The organism is Rhodococcus sp. IEGM 1307 (genome assembly GCF_030056915.1).
Taxonomy (GTDB): Bacteria; Actinomycetota; Actinomycetes; order Mycobacteriales; family Mycobacteriaceae; genus Rhodococcus_F; species Rhodococcus_F opacus_D.
Genome location: NZ_JASHKW010000016.1, coordinates 38,548 through 56,254, shown reverse-complemented (window position 1 = coordinate 56,254; position 17,707 = coordinate 38,548). Strand labels below are relative to the sequence as shown.

Annotated in this window: 14 protein-coding genes; 8 read left to right on the top strand and 6 right to left on the bottom strand. The window is 63.2% G+C overall.

Annotation, left to right across the window (positions count from 1 at the left end; genetic code table 11):
* Positions 1-42 precede the first annotated feature (42 nt).
* The gene (locus QM841_RS27660) at positions 43-1,143 is read right to left on the bottom strand and encodes a zinc-binding dehydrogenase (RefSeq protein ID WP_095870039.1); all 1,101 of its coding nucleotides are present in this window, start codon (positions 1,141-1,143) and stop codon (positions 43-45) included.
* A gap of 560 nt (positions 1,144-1,703) precedes the next feature.
* Here QM841_RS27660 and QM841_RS27655 point away from each other — a divergent pair.
* The 7 genes from QM841_RS27655 (at position 1,704) to QM841_RS27620 (ending at position 11,218) form a co-directional block, all read left to right on the top strand.
* Positions 1,704-2,738, top strand: a complete 1,035-nt coding sequence (locus tag QM841_RS27655) for an ABC transporter substrate-binding protein (protein WP_095870040.1) — start codon at positions 1,704-1,706, stop codon at positions 2,736-2,738.
* 4 nt (positions 2,739-2,742) lie between these two features.
* Positions 2,743-3,684 carry an ABC transporter permease gene (locus tag QM841_RS27650; RefSeq protein WP_095870041.1) on the top strand — a complete coding sequence of 314 codons (942 nt, stop codon included), beginning with the start codon at positions 2,743-2,745 and terminating at the stop codon, positions 3,682-3,684.
* A gap of 3 nt (positions 3,685-3,687) precedes the next feature.
* Entirely contained in the window at positions 3,688-4,491 is an 804-nt protein-coding gene (locus QM841_RS27645; protein ID WP_241031764.1) for an ABC transporter permease, read from the top strand.
* Complete coding sequence (locus QM841_RS27640; protein ID WP_095870042.1) at positions 4,481-5,623, top strand: ABC transporter ATP-binding protein; 1,143 nt, start codon at positions 4,481-4,483, stop codon at positions 5,621-5,623. The genes QM841_RS27645 and QM841_RS27640 overlap by 11 nt, the downstream gene beginning before the upstream one ends.
* A gap of 82 nt (positions 5,624-5,705) precedes the next feature.
* A complete protein-coding gene (locus QM841_RS27635; RefSeq protein WP_095870043.1) occupies positions 5,706-6,830 on the top strand; it encodes an aromatic ring-hydroxylating oxygenase subunit alpha in 1,125 nt (374 codons plus the stop codon).
* A 128-nt stretch (positions 6,831-6,958) separates the two neighbouring features.
* Complete coding sequence (locus QM841_RS27630) at positions 6,959-7,891, top strand: PDR/VanB family oxidoreductase (RefSeq protein ID WP_095870044.1); 933 nt, start codon at positions 6,959-6,961, stop codon at positions 7,889-7,891.
* A gap of 1,662 nt (positions 7,892-9,553) precedes the next feature.
* Complete coding sequence (locus tag QM841_RS27620) at positions 9,554-11,218, top strand: CocE/NonD family hydrolase (RefSeq protein WP_164060177.1); 1,665 nt, start codon at positions 9,554-9,556, stop codon at positions 11,216-11,218.
* A gap of 580 nt (positions 11,219-11,798) precedes the next feature.
* On the opposite strand, the gene QM841_RS27615 is transcribed toward QM841_RS27620, so the two are convergent.
* Genes QM841_RS27615 through QM841_RS27595 form a run of 5 tightly spaced genes read right to left on the bottom strand, consistent with a single transcriptional unit; the run spans position 11,799 to position 16,586 of the window.
* Entirely contained in the window at positions 11,799-12,911 is a 1,113-nt protein-coding gene (locus QM841_RS27615; protein WP_283334544.1) for an alpha/beta hydrolase, read from the bottom strand.
* A 27-nt stretch (positions 12,912-12,938) separates the two neighbouring features.
* Positions 12,939-13,964 carry a zinc-dependent alcohol dehydrogenase family protein gene (locus tag QM841_RS27610; RefSeq protein ID WP_164060175.1) on the bottom strand — a complete coding sequence of 342 codons (1,026 nt, stop codon included), beginning with the start codon at positions 13,962-13,964 and terminating at the stop codon, positions 12,939-12,941.
* Positions 13,965-13,989: 25 nt separating this feature from the next.
* A complete protein-coding gene (locus QM841_RS27605; RefSeq protein WP_283334543.1) occupies positions 13,990-14,757 on the bottom strand; it encodes an SDR family NAD(P)-dependent oxidoreductase in 768 nt (255 codons plus the stop codon).
* 25 nt (positions 14,758-14,782) lie between these two features.
* The gene (locus QM841_RS27600) at positions 14,783-15,292 is read right to left on the bottom strand and encodes a cyclophilin-like fold protein (protein ID WP_095870050.1); all 510 of its coding nucleotides are present in this window, start codon (positions 15,290-15,292) and stop codon (positions 14,783-14,785) included.
* A 37-nt stretch (positions 15,293-15,329) separates the two neighbouring features.
* A complete protein-coding gene (locus QM841_RS27595) occupies positions 15,330-16,586 on the bottom strand; it encodes an MFS transporter (protein ID WP_283334542.1) in 1,257 nt (418 codons plus the stop codon).
* Between the two features lie 168 nt (positions 16,587-16,754).
* Here QM841_RS27595 and QM841_RS27590 point away from each other — a divergent pair, with 168 nt between their 5' ends.
* Positions 16,755-17,672, top strand: coding sequence for a helix-turn-helix transcriptional regulator (locus tag QM841_RS27590; protein ID WP_095870052.1), 918 nt, complete (start codon positions 16,755-16,757; stop codon positions 17,670-17,672).
* Positions 17,673-17,707: the final 35 nt, after the last annotated feature.

The window sequence follows — 17,707 nt, the reverse complement described above, 5'->3', positions numbered from 1 at the left end:
CGGTGGGCGGGCAGAGTCAAGTAGTTACTCGAGCTCTGCAGATCAGTAGCAGACGACCGAGCGGAGGCCGCGTCCGACCTTCATCTCCTCGAACGCATGCGGCACGTCGCCGAGCTCGATCCGACGTCCCACCAGCTTGTCCAGGGGAAGCCGACCCGACATGTACAGTTCCGCCAGCATCGGGAAGGTAAGCGACGGGGTGGAACCGCCGTAGCTGCATCCCACGACCGACTTGCCGTTGAGGGTCACGTCGAGCAGGTTCAAAGGCAGGGCCGTACCGCCCGATGGCATGCCCACCAGAACTGCGGTTCCTGCGGCACATGTCATCGACACGCACTGCTCGGCGGTGTCCACCCGCCCCGCTGCCTCGAAGGCGTACTCGACGCCGCCGTCGGTCAACTCCCTAATCTGCTCCACGACCGTTCCGTCGGCGGCATTTATGACGTGCGTTGCACCGACCGCCTTGGCTGCTGCCAACTTCTCGTCGGACATGTCGACTGCAATGATCGGGTTGGCGCCGGCAAGTGCAAGGCCCATCACCACCGATAGTCCGACACCTCCACATCCGACAACCGCGGCGGAACTCCCCGCCGGCACTTTGCCTGTATTGAGCACCGCCCCGATTCCGGTGGTTGCAGCACACCCGATGAGTGCGGCGATCTCGAACGGAAGCTCGGCGGGGATCGTAATGGCGCCGGACTCCGGCACCACCGCGTACTCGGCAAAGCTGCCGACGTTGAGGAAGGCGTGAATGCTGGCACCTGCTCGGCGGATGCGGGTGGTCCCGTCCGCCATAACCGCGTCGTTGGCGGTAGTGTCGCGGCACGCCCACTGCCGACCGCTGACGCAGTACTTGCACTTGAGGCAGGGAGCGAACCAGGACAGTGCGACGTGCTCCCCGACTCGGTCTGGGGATACTCCGGGGCCGACCGATTCAATAATTCCGGCCCCCTCATGGCCGAGAACCGTCGGAACCTTTGAGCCCCAGTCTCCGTTGGCGACGTGCAGGTCGGAGTGACACACGCCGCTGGCCTTCAGCCGCACGCGGATCTCGCCCGGGCCCGGCGCCTGGATGTCCACGACGTCTAGTTCGAGGTTCCCTTGGGCAGTGAACACGAGCGCGTTGGCCGTAATCGAGTTCATGATTGTCCTTCGTCGAGATGGCAGTCGAGGATGACAGGGCGGGCTCCAGAGGGGATTCGGGAAACGATGGCCAACCCTTGCCAATCGTTTGGAACGATACCTGAAGGCCACGCTGCAGTCGATGGTTGAGCATCGGATTGCGTAGCGAATCAACAGCCTTGGATCTTGGGATGTCACACGCGGCTGCAGCTGCGGCAGCGCGCAAATTTCGCGCGGCGTTCGGCTCCAGGTGTCGGTTGTTGCGGACATATCTAAGGACGAAAGTGACGCGCCGGCGAGACTGAGGGCGGGGGAGCATCTGTTGCAGAACTGTTTCATTAGCTCAGCTTCAATTGCGTCCACGTAAACACTCACTCTCGGACTTGTGTGCGACACACATCACAGCTATGGTCGATACCAATCGATTGGCAAAGCGATCAGTGATGAGGATGAAAGCCGCCACACCAGGACAGGCGAGAGTCCGACCAAATTGCACTGCGATGTGAGCATCCCCCAGTAACCGCGGACGCGACGGTCACCCCACCGGCGGGCCATCCCGCAGCGTCGACAGGAGAAGAAACATGAAGAAGCCTATCTCTGCAGCAGCGTTCGCCGGGAGCGTTGCTCTACTCACCGCGTGTGGCGCGTCGCCTGGAGCGGAAGATGCGATGACATTTGTGTCGTGGGGGGGCGACGGTCAGGCGCTTCAGGAGCAGTACTGGACCGATCCGTTCGCGGAGCAGAACGGCATCACGGTGGTTCAGGACTCGCCGACCGATTACGCCAAGCTTCAGGCAATGGTGCAGTCGGGCAACGTTTCCTGGGACGTCGTACAGGTGGCTACCGACGTCGCTGTCGCCAAATGTGGTGAACTGCTCGAACCGATTGACCGGACCGTTGTCGACATGTCACAGATCGATCCGGATCTGATCTTCAGCGACTGCGGGCTGCCGGTGCTGCAGCAATCGTTCGTGATGGTCTACAACGAGGACCTATTCGGCAACAATCCACCCACCTCGATTGCGGACTTCTTCGACACCGCGAAGTACCCGGGTAAGCGGGGGATGTGGGATTATGCAGTGCCAGGACAGCTAGAGCTTGCTCTCATGGCAGACGGTGTCGCGCCCGAGAATCTCTACCCACTCGACTACGAGCGCGCGATGGCGAAGTTGGCCACATTGCGGAACGACGTCTCGTGGTACGGGACGACTGCCCAGTCGACCGAGCAGCTCAACTCGGGCGGGGTTGCGATGGCGTTGGTATATAGCGGCCGGGCGCATACCGCCGCGAAGGACGGCGCACCGTACGCGCCCGTGTGGAACACCGCGATGCGAGCAACGGATCAGCTCACCATCCCAAAGGGGGCTCCCAACAAGGAGGCGGCACAGAAGTTCCTCTCCTACATCGCGACGCCCGCGCCACAGGAGCAGTTGGCGGAAGCAGTTCCGTACGCACCGACCGTCGAAGGCTCCAGTGTCGAACTGGACGAGCTCGGCAGGAAGTTCTCTGCGACAGAGTCCGGCCATCTGGATGACACGCACATCGTAGACATGAAGTGGTGGAGCGAGAATAACGACCGAGTTGACCAGGCATGGCTTACCTGGCAGGCGGGCTGACGCCATGACACTTACAGCTGACGTCGACGGTCGCCACTCCAGCGACGCTCGACCCAACGGCGAAGGGGAATCGTCGTCGCGACCCAAGCACCGCAGGAGGCTGCCATCGGACTGGCTCTGGCTGGCGCTACCGGCGTTGGCGATGATCACGGTGCTCTTCGCCTGGCCGACGTTCGAGGCGCTGCGGCGGGGCTTCACGGATTTCCAGGCTCCCCAGGTCGGCGGATTCGACAACTTCACGTGGTTTCTCGGCGAATCAGTGAACGTCACCATTCTTGTCCGAACTTTGGTCACAGGTGTGGCGATCACGATCGGATGCCTCCTGATCGCCTACCCCTACGCCTACCTCATCACCGTCGCGAAGCCGATGTGGCGAACGGTTCTCCTCGGTGTGGTTCTGGTGCAGTTCTGTTCGTCGCCCGTGGCATTGACGTTCGCCTGGGTGATCCTGTTGCAGGACAATGGACCGGTGGACCAGCTCGGTCGTTCTCTGGGGCTGGAACAGCTGCAACTCTCGGGATCGGTACCCGGCGCGACCATCGCGATGATTCAGGCGATGCTTCCGTTCATGGTGCTGCCGCTGTATGCGACGATGAGCAGAATCGACATGAGTCTTGTGCGTGCCGCACACACCCTGGGCGCTCGTCCTGCCGTCGCATTCTTGAAGGTGTATTTTCCGCTCTCGATTCCGGGGGTTCTGGCGGGAAGCCTCTTGGTCTTCGTCATCTCGCTCGGCTTCTACGTCACCCCGGACCTACTGGGATCGCCCAACCAGGTACTTCTGTCACAGTTCCTCTATACACAAATCAGCACGCTGTTGTCCTGGGGTCGTGGCGGTGCCATAGCTGCAGTCATGATCGTGGCCACCGCGGTTCTGTTGCTCGCAGGAAGACGGTTCGTCGGGCCGGCAATCACGTCCCTGGGCACCGACTCGAGGGAGAGTTAATTCGTGTCGCGCATAGCTCCAAGCAGGTTTCTGCTGGCCGTCTGGGCAGCCATCGTGTTCGTATGGATTGTGGCGCCGATCGTCGTCGTGACGATCGTGAGCTTCACGAGCGCGGGAAGCTTTGTGTTCCCGCCTCCTGGATGGTCACTGCAGTGGTACGAGAACTTTTTCCAGAACGCCAAGTGGTACAACGCCTTTTTGAACTCCCTGCAAACAGCCACCATCGTCATGGTCCTGGCGACAGTCCTAGGCACTATAGCTGCGCTGGGGCTCCATCGGTCCAAGTCGCGGCGTCTGGTCGCAGGTATCCAGTCGATCATTCTCCTTCCCACCGTTGTTCCCGCTGTCGTCGCCGGCATCGGAATGTACTCGATGTTCCTCCAGTGGCGGATCTCCGGCACTGTCCTCGGTTTCGTTCTGGCTCACGTAGTGCTCGTGCTGCCGTTCGTGGTGATCAGCGTGACCTCTTCACTACAGAGTCTGGATCGAAGCCTCGAACAGGCTGCGGCCTCGTGCGGCGCACCGCCGGTGACGACTTTCATGCTGGTGACGCTCAGAATCATCCTGCCCGGTGTGGCGACGGGCGCTTTGCTGGCCTTCCTGGGGTCCTTCAACGAAACCCTCGTGTCGATCTTTCTCGCCTCGCCGCTTCAAACCACCCTTCCGGTCCAGATGTATTCGAGCGTCGCAAGGGACTCGGATCCGACAATCGCTGCAGCATCAGCGTTGGCGAGCGGCGTGACTGTGGCGCTGTTCCTTGCTGTCATCGCCGTACGTATCACAAGGAGTAAGAAGAATGCGGTCTGAAACGCACAGCGGGGCGGGCGTTGCCCTTGACCTCGTAGGCCTCAGCAAAAACTACGGCAAGAATGGCGTGGTCAAGTCGGTCGATCTGTCCATTAAGCCGGGCGAGTTTGTCACCCTGCTGGGCCCCAGTGGGTCCGGAAAGACGACGACGCTCAGCATGATCGCCGGTTTCACTCCAGCGACAGCGGGAGAGATCCTGCTCGGAGGAGAGTCGATCAGCTCTCGTCCGCCGCATCGTCGCAACATCGGCGTGGTTTTTCAGAACTATGCTCTATTCCCGCATATGACGGCATCGGAGAACATCGCCTTCCCACTCAAGCGGCGGAAGATGACTCGGGCACAGATCAAGGAGAAGGTCGGTCTGGCACTCGATCTCGTGCATCTCCGAGAGTTCGGTGATCGCTACCCGAAGCAGCTCTCTGGCGGTCAACAGCAGCGAGTCGCCCTAGCCAGGGCCGTGGTATTCGACCCTCCGATTCTCCTCATGGACGAACCGCTCGGCGCACTGGACAAGAAGCTGCGTGACTCCCTCCAAGGGGAGATCCGCCGCATTCACCGAGAGCTTGGCGTCACCATCATGCTCGTCACGCATGATCAGGAAGAGGCGCTGACGCTGTCGGATCGTATCGCGGTGTTCAACGAGGGCAGGATCGAGCAGTGCGACACGGGTGAAACCCTGTACCGTCGGCCGGCCAGCCGTTTCGTGGCGAACTTCCTCGGTGAGTCGAACATCTTCACCGGACCCGCTGAGGACATCGGCAATGAGGCTGTCGTCGCCATCGGCGACTCACGAGTTCGCGTCGAAAGAACGGATGCTCCGATCGGAGTGTCGGCGTCCTTCCTCCTGCGACCGGAGGTCTGCCGAGTCGGCGCTTCGAACTGCACGAATGCCTCCGACGGATGCTCGCTGCCGGGCGTGGTGGCGGATCTTGTCTACCTCGGCGCCACCCGCCGCTTGGAAATCGATGTTCCGGGGCACGGCCGGATCACGGTGCGAGAGCCTGCGGTGACCGGCGATCAGCTTCGCCGCGGCGACGACGTCACCATCTCGTGGGACTTCGGTGCTGCAACGCTTCTGCCGGATGCGCAGAGCAGCGCGGAGCGGGAACTGGCGACGCCCGCCCTCACCTGACCGTGATCGGGAGAGGGCTCTGCCCCTGATTGGGGTGTGGACCATGAACATACTGCACACTGGTGCACGAAAGGACTGAACGATGACTATTACCGCGTCTTCAGAAATTGCAATCAAGGATCTGCCGAACGTTGGTTTACCGCGTGATGCCTATGTCAGCCCGGACTGGTTCCAGCGGGAACTGGACACATTCTTCCTCAAGCGGTGGCACTATGTCGGGCACATATCGCAGCTTGCAAACCCGGGTGACTTCATCAAGTTCGACTTCGTCGACTACTCGGTGATCGTGACCAAAAATCGTTCCGGTGACCTGAACGCCCTTCACAATGTCTGTCGTCACCGGGGATCACGCCTCGTGGATGCGGAGGAAGGGAACTGCAAGCGTGCCATCGTGTGTCAGTACCATGCGTGGTCCTTCGATCATGACGGAAAGCTCATGTCCGCGCCTCGCATGCATGCTGACTTCGACAAGTCCGCCTATCCGCTAAAGAGGGCAGCAGTGGACGTCTGGGCTGGTCTGGTGTTCGTCAATTTCAGTGAAAACCCGGAAACCACCGTCGCGGAGCATCTCGCCGCAGCAGATCTGAGCCAGTACAGGCTCGAGCACACTCGGGTGGCATGGGACGTGAAGAAGATTCTGAATTGCAACTGGAAAGTGCTGTGGGAGAATGGCTTAGAGTGCTATCACTGTGCTGTGAACCATCCTGAGGTCAGTAAGGTAGTTCGCGTCGAGCGCGACGGGCCGCTCGGGGACACGATCCCCGACGGGGACTTCGACTGGACCGATAACTACCCGCTCCTGGACGAGTCGTTGACGATCGACGGCAAGTTCGGTGTCAAGAAGATGCTCGGCGATCCCGACAGCCCGCCGACCCAAGCCTCGTACGTGTCTTGGCACACGGGTTCGCTGGAGATGGTCGTCCTGCCCGACTTTGTCAAAATTACGACCTACAAGCCACTTACCCCAACGACGACCGAGTCCCGCGTCATCGGCCTTGTGAACGCAGACGCAATCGAGGGCGTCGACTACGACCTCGCGCATCTGCGCGAAGTCGGCATTGTCACCCGTCAACAGGATGACGACCTGTGTGAGTTGATCCAGCGTGGTCTCAAGTCTCCCGCATACGAGCCTGGTCCTTACAACGATGTCTACGAGACCATCAACCGCAATTTCAAGCGGCTATACCTCGAGGCGATTGGGCGATAGTCGTGGCCGAGGCGTGCTCACGCACGCCTCGGCGCACGTCCGTGTCACGTTATGAGAGCGATGGTGAACTGGTGAGCGACAGCGGAGGTGTCACGGTGAAGCCTGCCCGTGCTGACCGCACGTCCGATATGGCGGTGCTGGTGAACGAGCGTCTAGATGTCGCGGACGACGTCATAGCCCTCACCCTTACGCCGGCGCCAGGTACCGACGGGTTGCCGGCGTGGGGGCCCGGCGCTCATATCGACGTCGTTATCAGCGATTCTGTGACTAGGCAGTATTCGTTGTGCGGTGACCCCCGCGATCGCGATAGGTATCGCATTGCGATTCTGCGGGTGGCGGATGGCCGCGGCGGATCGCAACTGCTTCACGATATTGCGGTTCCGGGGCGCGAGCTGATAGTCCGCGCACCGCGGAATCACTTTGAATTGGTTCCCGCGGAAAGCTATCTCTTCGTCGCCGGCGGGATCGGCATCACCCCGATTTTAGCGATGATCGCCAGCGTTGAGCGAACCGGATCAGACTGGAAGTTGCTGTACGGAGGTCGGACTCGGGCCTCGATGGCCTACAGGGACGAATTGGCGGCATACGGCGACCGGGTCGTCCTCCAGCCACAAGACGAGTTCGGACTGCTCGATCTCCACGGAGTTCTGTCGAACACGCCACGGGGTGCGGAGGTGTACGCATGCGGTCCCGAGCCGCTGTTGACGGCCCTTGAGGCGGCATGCTCGCATCAGGGAAGGGCAGCGCCCCATTCGGAGCGGTTCAGTCCCAAAGTCATCGAGAATGCCCTGGACATCCAATTTGAGGTTCGCCTTGAGCGCAGTGACCGCACCGTTATCGTGCCTGCGGGGCGTTCCGTACTGGAAGCTCTTGAGGCGGATGGATTGGCGCCAGCGTTCACGTGCCGCGAGGGGACGTGCGGAACCTGCGAAACCGTTGTTCTGGCGGGGCGCGTCGACCACCGTGACTCACTCCTGTCAAACGAGGAGAAGGAAGCGAACGACACCATGATGATCTGTGTCTCGCGTTGTCACGATACGCGGTTGGTGCTGGATCTCTAAGACTTGGAGTCCTGTGGCGTGCCGGGGTGTTCGATGATCGTCGTCGGGCACCCCGGTGCAGAGGGGCTACTCCCGTGTATGCGGACCGAGCGTCCATCGTCGGGGACGCACGTCGTGTACATCCGGCGAGTTTCGAGAATTGCCCAATTCCGCGCGCGAACTCATGTCACGGATGATTGAGTCTGCACTGTCCAGAACTCGTGTGCATCGACGTCGGCGGCGAGGAAAGTCTCCACCACGATGAAGTTATAGAAGACATGACTGGGCCCCATTCTCAATTCCAACGAATTCCTCGCCTGCGAGGTGTTCCATCGCTGACCGAGGAGCAGGCCCTTGTTGACGATTGGAGGCTCGAGTACAACAGTTACCGACCACAGGGATCGCTCGAGTTCCGATCACCCGAGGCGTACCCCGCTTGAGCACTTCGATCAACTGATTCGTGCTGCAGGACCGAAACGCCTGCGTCGCAAGGGCCTCTGAGGTGAACTCGTCGACGATATGGAGGAACCGCACCTGTCGGCCGTCGACCGTGGTATCGACCTGGAAGTCCAACGCCAACATCTGGTCCGGATCCGTGGCCCGCAACCGTTGATTGCGACCCTCGCCGATTCGGCGTTTCTAGCGAACTTTGACCGGACGTCTCAAGCCTTCCTCGGGCCACAATCTCTGTGTGCGCTTATGGTTCACGGCCAAGCCTTCTGCTCGACATAGGGCGCGGGCTCTGCGTCAGTCCCTTCCGGTAGCTCTCGTGAACGGGCCACCCATGTCTTCGCCCGAGGGTCGCGCGAGCTGTTGCGGGAACCTCTCCGGCGCCGCCGCGACTGGTGAAGCCACTATCAGACAACCGCCCAAGCGTTACCGTGTCGTCGTCGATCGCGAGTTCGGAGAACCGACGCAACAGTGGTACCAACTCGGGCAGTGTCGGTGCCAGGCGCTTGCCGGCGGGCATTCCCAGAAGAATACCAGCGCCGCAATGACCTTCGGTCCGTATTTTGCGGGCCGAGGTGCGCGTGCTGTGACGACGCGAGGGATCAACACCGTATGTAGTACCTATGCGAGCGTGGTCACGGTTCCAGCCGGTCGTGCGACACAGTTCGTCGAGGATGATTCCCTGGCGACCTTGTCGGCCCGCGTGTAGCGGGTCGCGATCGTCTTCGGCACAGCTTTGCGCTCGGCCCTCGACAGTCCCATCATCCGGCCCTACCGCCACCACCCGAACTCCCGACCGACACGCCGCTACGCGGGCATTATCAGGTGAGGCAACGAATGGACCTACGCGGGATTTCCGATGAGTCAACGCGGAGCCTTGCTGCGGGCGCCTTTGCGGCGGTAAAGTCGGCACCAATCGATTGGCAAGATGCGGCTGATGCCCCTCGGCCTTCCGGTTTTCCACGCTTCAGTCGTTCCTCGACATGCGCTCGACCGCCGTCGCCGGAATCGGCTCGACCGACACATCAATCGCGAGAGGATCGCCGAGTGAAATTCCCCAGTCTGCGGCGTATTAGACTGTGTCTCAGTGTGGTTGTCGTCCTCGCCAGTGTTGCCGTAGGGTGCACTGCGGAATCCTCCGAGGGCCCCCTCAAGACGCCTTCGTCTGGAGAAGGTTGGGAACTGGGCCCTGCGACGTACGGACAGGTCGTTTCCGACAACATTCCGGTGCGAATGGATGACGGTGTCGTCCTCGACGCGACCGTCAAATATCCAGCAGATGTGGCTACCGGAGAACGCGCTCCGGGAACTTTTCCCGTAATAGTGAATATTACGCCGTACGCTCCCGATACCGAGCCGTATGCGGTCGAACACGGCAAACTATTCACACAGCATGGATACATCTTTGCCAGTGTTTCGATCCGAGGTACCCAAGACTCGGGCGGTAGTTTTGGACTCTTTTCCGGGCGCGATGCTGCCGACGGTGTGGAGATCGTCGAGTGGGCGGCGCGAAAATTGGACGGCTCTAATGGCGCGGTGGGCGGCTACGGCTGTTCCTACCCTGGCATGGCACTGATTGCCACAGCCGGCATGGTTGGTAAGGGCTCGCCTCTAAAGGCCATCATCCCGGCGTGCACTGGATGGGACTACATTCGCGAGATGTCGCTCGTAGGAGGTATTCCGACAGGTGATTCGGTCCTTTATGATCAAATGGGCGAGTTCGTAGGGAACCAGCCTTCCGCCCGAGATGCTTTCGGTGTAGTGGCAAACGATTTGCGCACGGGTGGGCCGGCCGCCTACAACGAGTTCTGGCAAGAACGCCAGCCGATTGGCTATGCAACAAAGATCGTCGATAACGACATTCCGACGCTTTTGTGGACGGGCTGGAGTGATGTCGGGCGACGTGGAGCCTTGGAAATGTATGCGGCAATGCAGAATGCAGCTGTCCGCGTGGAGTCAACCAACGGTCCTGCTTTCTCTGACTCGGCATCGGGAAAGTACCAGCTGATCGTAGGCCCTTGGCACCACACTGAAGGTCTGGACCCTGCCGTCATGCTGAGATGGTACGACACTTGGCTCAAGGATGAGGCGACTGGCATCGACCGCACGGAGCAGCCTATGCATCTGTACGAGCAGGGAAGCGAACGCTGGATTAACGCGGCGTCCTACCCATTGGACTCCGATTATGACCCGTTCTACCTTGGCCCAGCCGCCACCTTGGCGAACGGCCTCGCGACCACCCCGGGGCGCGAAACGATTGCTTGGACGCCACCAACCGAATCTGATGGAGTTCTGAATTTTACGACAGCACCATTCACCAATGGCGTGACTTTAGCCGGTCCCTCAAGTGTCGAGGTCTTCGCCCGAACCAACACCACGAATCTCGCACTGATAGCGACTCTTTTGGACGTCGCGCCAGACGGCACTGAAATTCCGATCACTTTCGGTGTCGTTCTCGGCAGCCAGAGTGCTCTAGATTCCGATCACACGTGGCGCGACAGCAACGGGACACTCATTCGGCCCTACGCCACCCAGTCTCAGGATACGTACCTGACGCCGGGACAGCAGCAACTGTTCAGTATTCCGTTGCACCCGAATCTTTGGTCGGTCGAGCCTGGGCACGCTCTGCGCATCCGATTCACCACTCAACCCTCCGCCCAGGATTGCGACATCGACGGCGGTGTGGGAGTGCTACTCCCGTGCCGGCCGAATGATCCTCAGCGGGCTTCGCTCGCTGGTGGCATCTTCGACATCGAGTGGTCGGCGGATGACCCTTCTGCGGTTAACCTTCCTCTGCTCCCTTATCGATGTTTTGAGACATCAACTGCAAGAGCAACGTCAGGCAGTCACGGCGCAGTCATCCCGGTAGAGTGGTCCTCCTCTGAGAATCACTGCTAGGGCATGTCGGGGGGCGACCCCGACGACATCTCCCTCTTTCACCGATGACGTTCTCCCCGATGATGACGCTGTCTCCGTCGATGCTGGTGTCGGCGTCGCAGCCGAACGAGTTGACTCGGAGCCAGCCGCTAGCTGCACCCCGTGTAGCGGACTACTTGCGGCCTACGGTGCCTTGCGTAGGCGAGAGCCTGCTAAGGCTCGGGTCGTGAGAGGGCCGACCTGAGCAGTCAACAGGCCAGTGCCTCCAGGTAGGTCAGGAGGGCGGTGATCGCGATGGCCAGTCCGATCGCGATCGTTCCCGCTCGTTCATTGTTGTCGGCACCGTTCCCAGTCATCGGTGTCCTTCCGTCCGTACTTCGTCACCCCGGTTCGGCAACCGCGGTGCGGTGCGGGCGTGTCGTCGCGAGAAGGGTTTTGTCCGTGCACCTGTGGATGTGTCTCGGTGTCCCTGCCGTCACGCGTCGAGGTTGATGGTGATAGGGACATGCCGGCGTGCGTAGTCGGTGCACGCCGGCATCTCGGTGGGTCCTCTGTGGGGGTACGAGCACTCAACCGGGTCCGGTCACTGCCCGCCCACCCGTTAGGTAAGGTTCTGGGTGTAGAACTCGGTCAACTTGTCGAAGGGGATCATGTCGACCCGGTCGTAGAGGTCGACGTGACCGGCACCGGGCACGATCATCAGTTCCTTGCGGTCACCGGCGAGGCGGTAGGCCTCTTCGGTGAACTCGCGTGAGTGCGCGTTTTCGCCGGCGATGAACAGCATCGGGCGGGGCGAGATGGTCTCGATGTCGTTGAAGGGGTAGAAGTTCATGAACTTGACGTTGCTCGACAGCGTCGGCTGGGTGGTGGTGTCGGGGCTGTTGCCGCGCGCGGTGCGGTAGAAGTCGTAGAACTCGCGCTCGATCGGGCCGGACTGATCGGTCAGCTGTTCGGGTGTGCCGCCGGTGTATTCGGTGGGTCCGCCGGTGAATTCGATGTCTCGCTGGGCTGCGGCTTGCGCCAGGGCGGCGTTGCGCTGATCGAGGGTGACCGAGTGGCCCACCCCGTTGCGGGTGGCACCGCCCATGTCGTACATGCTGACCGTGGCGACGGCCTTGATGCGGGGGTCGATCTTCGCGGCGCTGATGACGAAGCTGCCGCTGCCGCAGATTCCGAGCGCGCCGATGCGTTCGGTGTCGACGAAGGACTGGGTGCGCAGGAAGTCCACGCCGGCGCTGAAGTCCTCGGTGTAGATGTCGGGGGCGACGGCGTTGCGGGGCTCGCCGGCGCTGTCACCCCAGAACGACAGGTCCAGCGAGAGCGTCACGAAACCCTGCTCGGCCATCTTGGTGGCGTAGAGGTTGGCGCTCTGCTCCTTGACCGCGCCCATCGGGTGCCCGACCACCATGGCGGCGTTCTTGGTGTTGCGGTCGAGGTTTTTGGGGACGAACAGGTTGCCGGAGACGTCCATCCGGTACTGGTTCTTGAATGTCACCTTCTCCATGGTGACCTGGTCGCTGGTGTAGAAGTTGTCGGCACCTTGGGACAGATCACCGGAGGCCAGGTTCGCGACCGGCGAGGCAGGAGCTGCCGATGAGGTGGGCGAGTCGGCGGCCGAGCAGGCCGAGGCGGCCAGGACGGCGAGCGTGGCAATACCGGCGCCGGCCAGCTTCATTGAGCGGTGAGTGCCTCGCCGTGTGCGGGGGGTGTTCATCGTTGTTGTGCTCCTTGTGGTGTCGTGTCAGAGGGTGAGCAGCGTTTTGATGGCGCGGCGCTCGTCCATCGCCTGGTAGCCCTCGGCCGCCTGGTCCAGCGGGAGGGTGAGGTCGAAGACCTTGCCGGGGTCGATCTCGCGGCGCCAGATCAGGTCGATCAGCTCCGGCAGAAAGCGGCGGACGGGTGCGGGGCCGCCCATCAGGTGAATTTCGGCGAAGAACAGTTGGTTGGCGGGCAGGGTGACACCGTCGTGGGAGACGCCGACGTAGCCGACGTGCCCGCCGGGCCTGGTCGAGCGGATGGCCTGCAGCATCGACTCCTCGGTGCCGACGGCTTCGATGACGCTGTGTGCGCCGAGCCCGTCGGTGAGTTCCTTGATCGCGGCGACGCCCTCGTCGCCGCGGGATTCCACGATGTCGGTGGCACCGAATTGGCGGGCCAACCCTTGGCGGTCGGCGTGCCGGGACATGGCGATGATCCGTTCGGCGCCGAGCTGTTTGGCGGCGAGCACACCCATCAGGCCGACGGCACCGTCCCCGACCACGGCCACGGTCTTGCCGGGTCCGGCCTCGGCGGCGACGGCGGCGAACCAGCCCGTCCCGAGGACGTCGGAAGCGGCCAGCAGCGAGGGAACCAGGTCTTGGTCCGGCTGACCGGGCGTGGCGACGAGCGTTCCGTCGGCGTAGGGGATGCGGGCTTTCTCTGCTTGGGTGCCGATGTCTCCGGCGACGAAGGAGCCGTGTACGCAACGGGATTGGTAACCGGCTCGGCAGATCTCGCAGGTGTTGTCGGAGACGGCGAACGACCCGACGACGAAGTCGCCGACCTTCAGGGTCCTCACGGCCTCACCGATTTCCTCCACGACGCCGACGTACTCGTGTCCCATCAGGGTGTGGTCGACCGGTTCCACACCCCGGTATGGCCACAGGTCGGATCCGCAGATGCAGGTCGCGGTGATCCGGATGATCGCGTCGGTCGGCTCGATGATCTTCGGGTCTTGCCGCTCGACGACGCGAACATCGCCGGGGGCATACATCACTACTCCACGCATGGTGGTCCTCTTCTGTCGTTGGGGGTCAGCGGGCGGTGTAGCCGCCGTCGATGGGCAGGGCGACGCCGACGACGAAGCTGGCGCCGGGGCTGCACAGCCACAGCACGGCGGCGGCCATTTCGTCGGCGGTGCCCAACCGGCCGATGGGTTGGTTGGCGGCGGCTTCGTCGGGGTCGAGGTCGCCGGAGGCGATCATGTCGGTGACCAGTGGGGTTTCGATGGTGCCGGGACAGATCGCATTGATCCGGATGCCGCGGGGCGCGTATTCGAGTGCGGCCGAGCGGGTCAGACCGATGACACCGTGCTTGGCGGCGTGGTAGGCGGCCCGGCTGGGGAGCCCCACGAGGCCGCCGAGGGAGGAACAGTTGACGATCGCGCCGGAGCCTTGGGTGCGCATGTGGGCGAGTTCGTGTTTCATGCAGGCCCACACCCCGCGCAGGTTGATGCCGGTGACGCGGTCGAAGGTTTCGGCTGGCTCGTCGGCGGCATCGGTGGCGGGGGCTTGGATTCCGGCGTTGTTGTAGGCGAAGTCCAGTCGACCGAACGTTTCGACCGTCGAGGTGACCGCGGCGGCGACCTTGGTCTCGTCGGAGACGTCGCAGTGCACGGTCAGGACCTGGTGCCCGGTGTCACGCAGCTCGGTGGCCGCGGTGTTCAGCGCGTCGTCGTCGACATCGGCGAGAGTCACCGCGGCACCGGATTCGGCGAACGCCCGCGCTGTGGCACGTCCCTTGCCGGAACCGGCGCCGGTCACGAAGGCGACCTGGCCGGTGAAGTCGTACGTCGGGTTCACGATGATGTTCCTTTCATTGGGGTGGTCAGGCTGCGCTGATGGTGAGGGTGTCGGTGCCGTCGGCGCGGATGATGGCGTCGAGTCCGGTGTCGATCTCGCCGATCATCACGATCCCGGGATCGGGAATCGTGAACCCGTCTTCGCGGTAGTAGATGGCCAGGTCATTGCTGGGTGCCCAGTAGCCGAGTTGTCCTGCGCGGTAGCTGCTCTGGCCCGCACCGTCGGCGAGCTCGCGAGGCAGCGGTCCGGCCTTCTCGCGACCGCCGAGGTCGTGCAGGGTGATCGTCACTGGTAGCAGGGAGGCGAAGTCTCGTGCGGCGGCGTTGTCGTAGAGTCGTGCGGTTGCCTCCGTCGCGCCGATCCTCAACCGAATCTGCATGAACGGTGCGTCCTGACCAGGTTGTGACGTCGCAGGTTGCGCTGTCGGTGACGCCGGCGTCGCACTGTGCGCGGCGGGGTCCGATGTGCTTGCGCAGGCGGTCAGCCCGGCTACGGCTGTCGCGAGGACGACCAGCCCGGTGATCCTGGGGCGCATGGGTTTTCTCCTCTCGATGCCGGTGTTCAGCCGCGCTCTAGCTCACTGACGTGGGGACCCGCAGCGTCTCGTCGGAAGGTTGGGGCGGCGGGTTACCGGCGGCAGGACGCGCCCGGTTGGTCGCCAGCAGTGCGATCGGTATCAGCGCGGTGGCCGTGATCGCGGCGCCGAGGACCGCCGGCCCGACCACACCCAGTGACGTCGACAGGGTGGTCGCGGCTAACGCCGTTCCGGCGGCGGTGCCGAGGTTGAAGGCAGCGGTCGCCAGCGACGAGGCCAGCCGTGAGCCATGTCCGGCGAATCGCATGGTCTGGGCGATCAGCACCGGGTTCGCCCCGAGCCCGGAGGCGCCCAGAACGACGATCACACCCACCACGATCGCCGAGTGGCTCGCGGTCGCTGCCAGGACGAGCAGCAGAACCGAGGTCACCGTCACCGCCGCGGCGATGGTCGCCAGCGGCCACCTGTCGCCGATCCGACCGGCCAGCGCGGTCCCCACCAGGGCACCCACACCGAACCCGACGAGTACCAGCGGCACCAGCGCGGCGGAGATGCCGGCGCGGTCGGTCAGCAGGGGGCTGATGAAGCTGTAGGCGCCGAGGAATCCGGCCTGCGCCAGCATGATCGCACCCAGCACCGCCCACACCCGCCACGGCCGCACTGCCGAGACCTCCGAGCGCACCGACACACTCACCGTGTCCCCGGTCGCGGTGCCCGGAGCGAACCGAACGACAGCGACGATCGCCGGAACCGCCAGCACGGCCAGCATCCAGAACGGACCCCGCCACCCGGTGAACTGGCCGGCGAAGGTGCCCAACGGGACACCGGCGACCACGGACAGGCTCAACCCGCCCGACATCACCGCCAATGCCCGCGCGCTCGCCCCGGGGCCGACGACCGCGGCCGCCACCACCGCACCGGTCGCCCAAAACGTGCCCGTCGCCAGCGCGGTGAGGACGCGGGAGGCGGTGACGACGGTGAACGAGTCGCTGACCGCGGCCACCACGTGCCCGGCGGAGAACACCATCAGCGCCCCGATCAAGGTGGCTCGGGCGGGCAACCGCAGCGTGGCCAATGCCATTACCGGTGGGCCGATGATCATGCCGACCGCGAACGCCGTGACCAGCAACCCGGCCCGGGCGATATCCACACCCAGATCCGCGGCGACGTCGGGCAACAGTCCGGCGACCATGAACTCGGTCGTGCCCATCAGGAAGATCCCGGCCGCCAGCACATACACCAGCACAGGCAGGGGAGTGCCGGTGTTCGGTCGGACAGGCGTTCGCGTGGTCATGTCACCTCGTCGATATCGAAGGATTCGGTCTCAGAGCACCTCTGCGCTCGCAGCACCCATGCAACGCCGTCAGCTGCCCGCGTGGGAGGCGAGGATTAGGGGGGTGCTGGCAGCACCCCCCTCACAGCACCTGGCATCGGCCGACGCGCGGGTCGTAGCCTCGTTTGTATGGAGTCCACCAACCGAGTCGCCGAGATCGGCCAATTCCTGGCGTCACGGCGGGCCAAGATCACCCCTGAACACGTCGGGCTGCCCGTCTACGACGCCGCCAAACGCCGCGTCCCCGGCCTACGCCGCCAAGAGGTCGCCACCCTGGCCGGGCTCTCGGTCGACTACTACACCCAGATCGAACGCGGCAAGGTCACCGGCGTCTCCGAGTCCGTGCTCGATGCCATCGCGCGTGCCCTGGAACTTGACGACGCCGAACGCTCCCACCTGTTCGACCTGCACCGCAGTGCCCTCACCAGCCCGCAACGAGTTCGCTCACGCCGCACCACCAAGGCGGTGCGTCCGATGGTGCAGCGACTCCTCGACGGCTACAACGGGCCCGCATTCGTGCGCAACGCCCGCCACGACCTCGTCGCCGCGAACCGCCTCGCCTACGCCTTCTATTCGCCCCTGTACCCGGACCAACTGCACCCCGATCCCAGCAAGGCGGTCAACTTCGTCCGGTTCTGCTTCCTCGACCCCCGCGCCCACGAGTTCTATCCCGACTGGGACCAGATGGCCGACGGCGCGGTCAACCTGTTGCGCACCGACGCCGGCCGCGACCCCTACGACCGCGGCATCTCCGACCTCGTCGGTGAACTGTCCACCCGCAGCGACGAATTCCGGGTCAGGTGGGCCAAACACAATGTGCGCCTGCACTACACCGGCACCAAAACCTTCCACCACCCCGTCGTGGGTGAGATCACCATCGGCTACGAAACAATGCCGCTGCCCGCCGACCCCGGCCTGGTCCTGACCCTCTACAGCGTCGAACCCGGCAGCCCGTCCGCCGACGCCATGACCCTGCTCGCCAACTGGGCGGCCACCACCCTCACCGCCACCGCAGCCGACCACCCGGCCCTCACCACCGGCGAATAGCGCTTCGGCGACTCCGACCTTGTCGAAAGGACAAT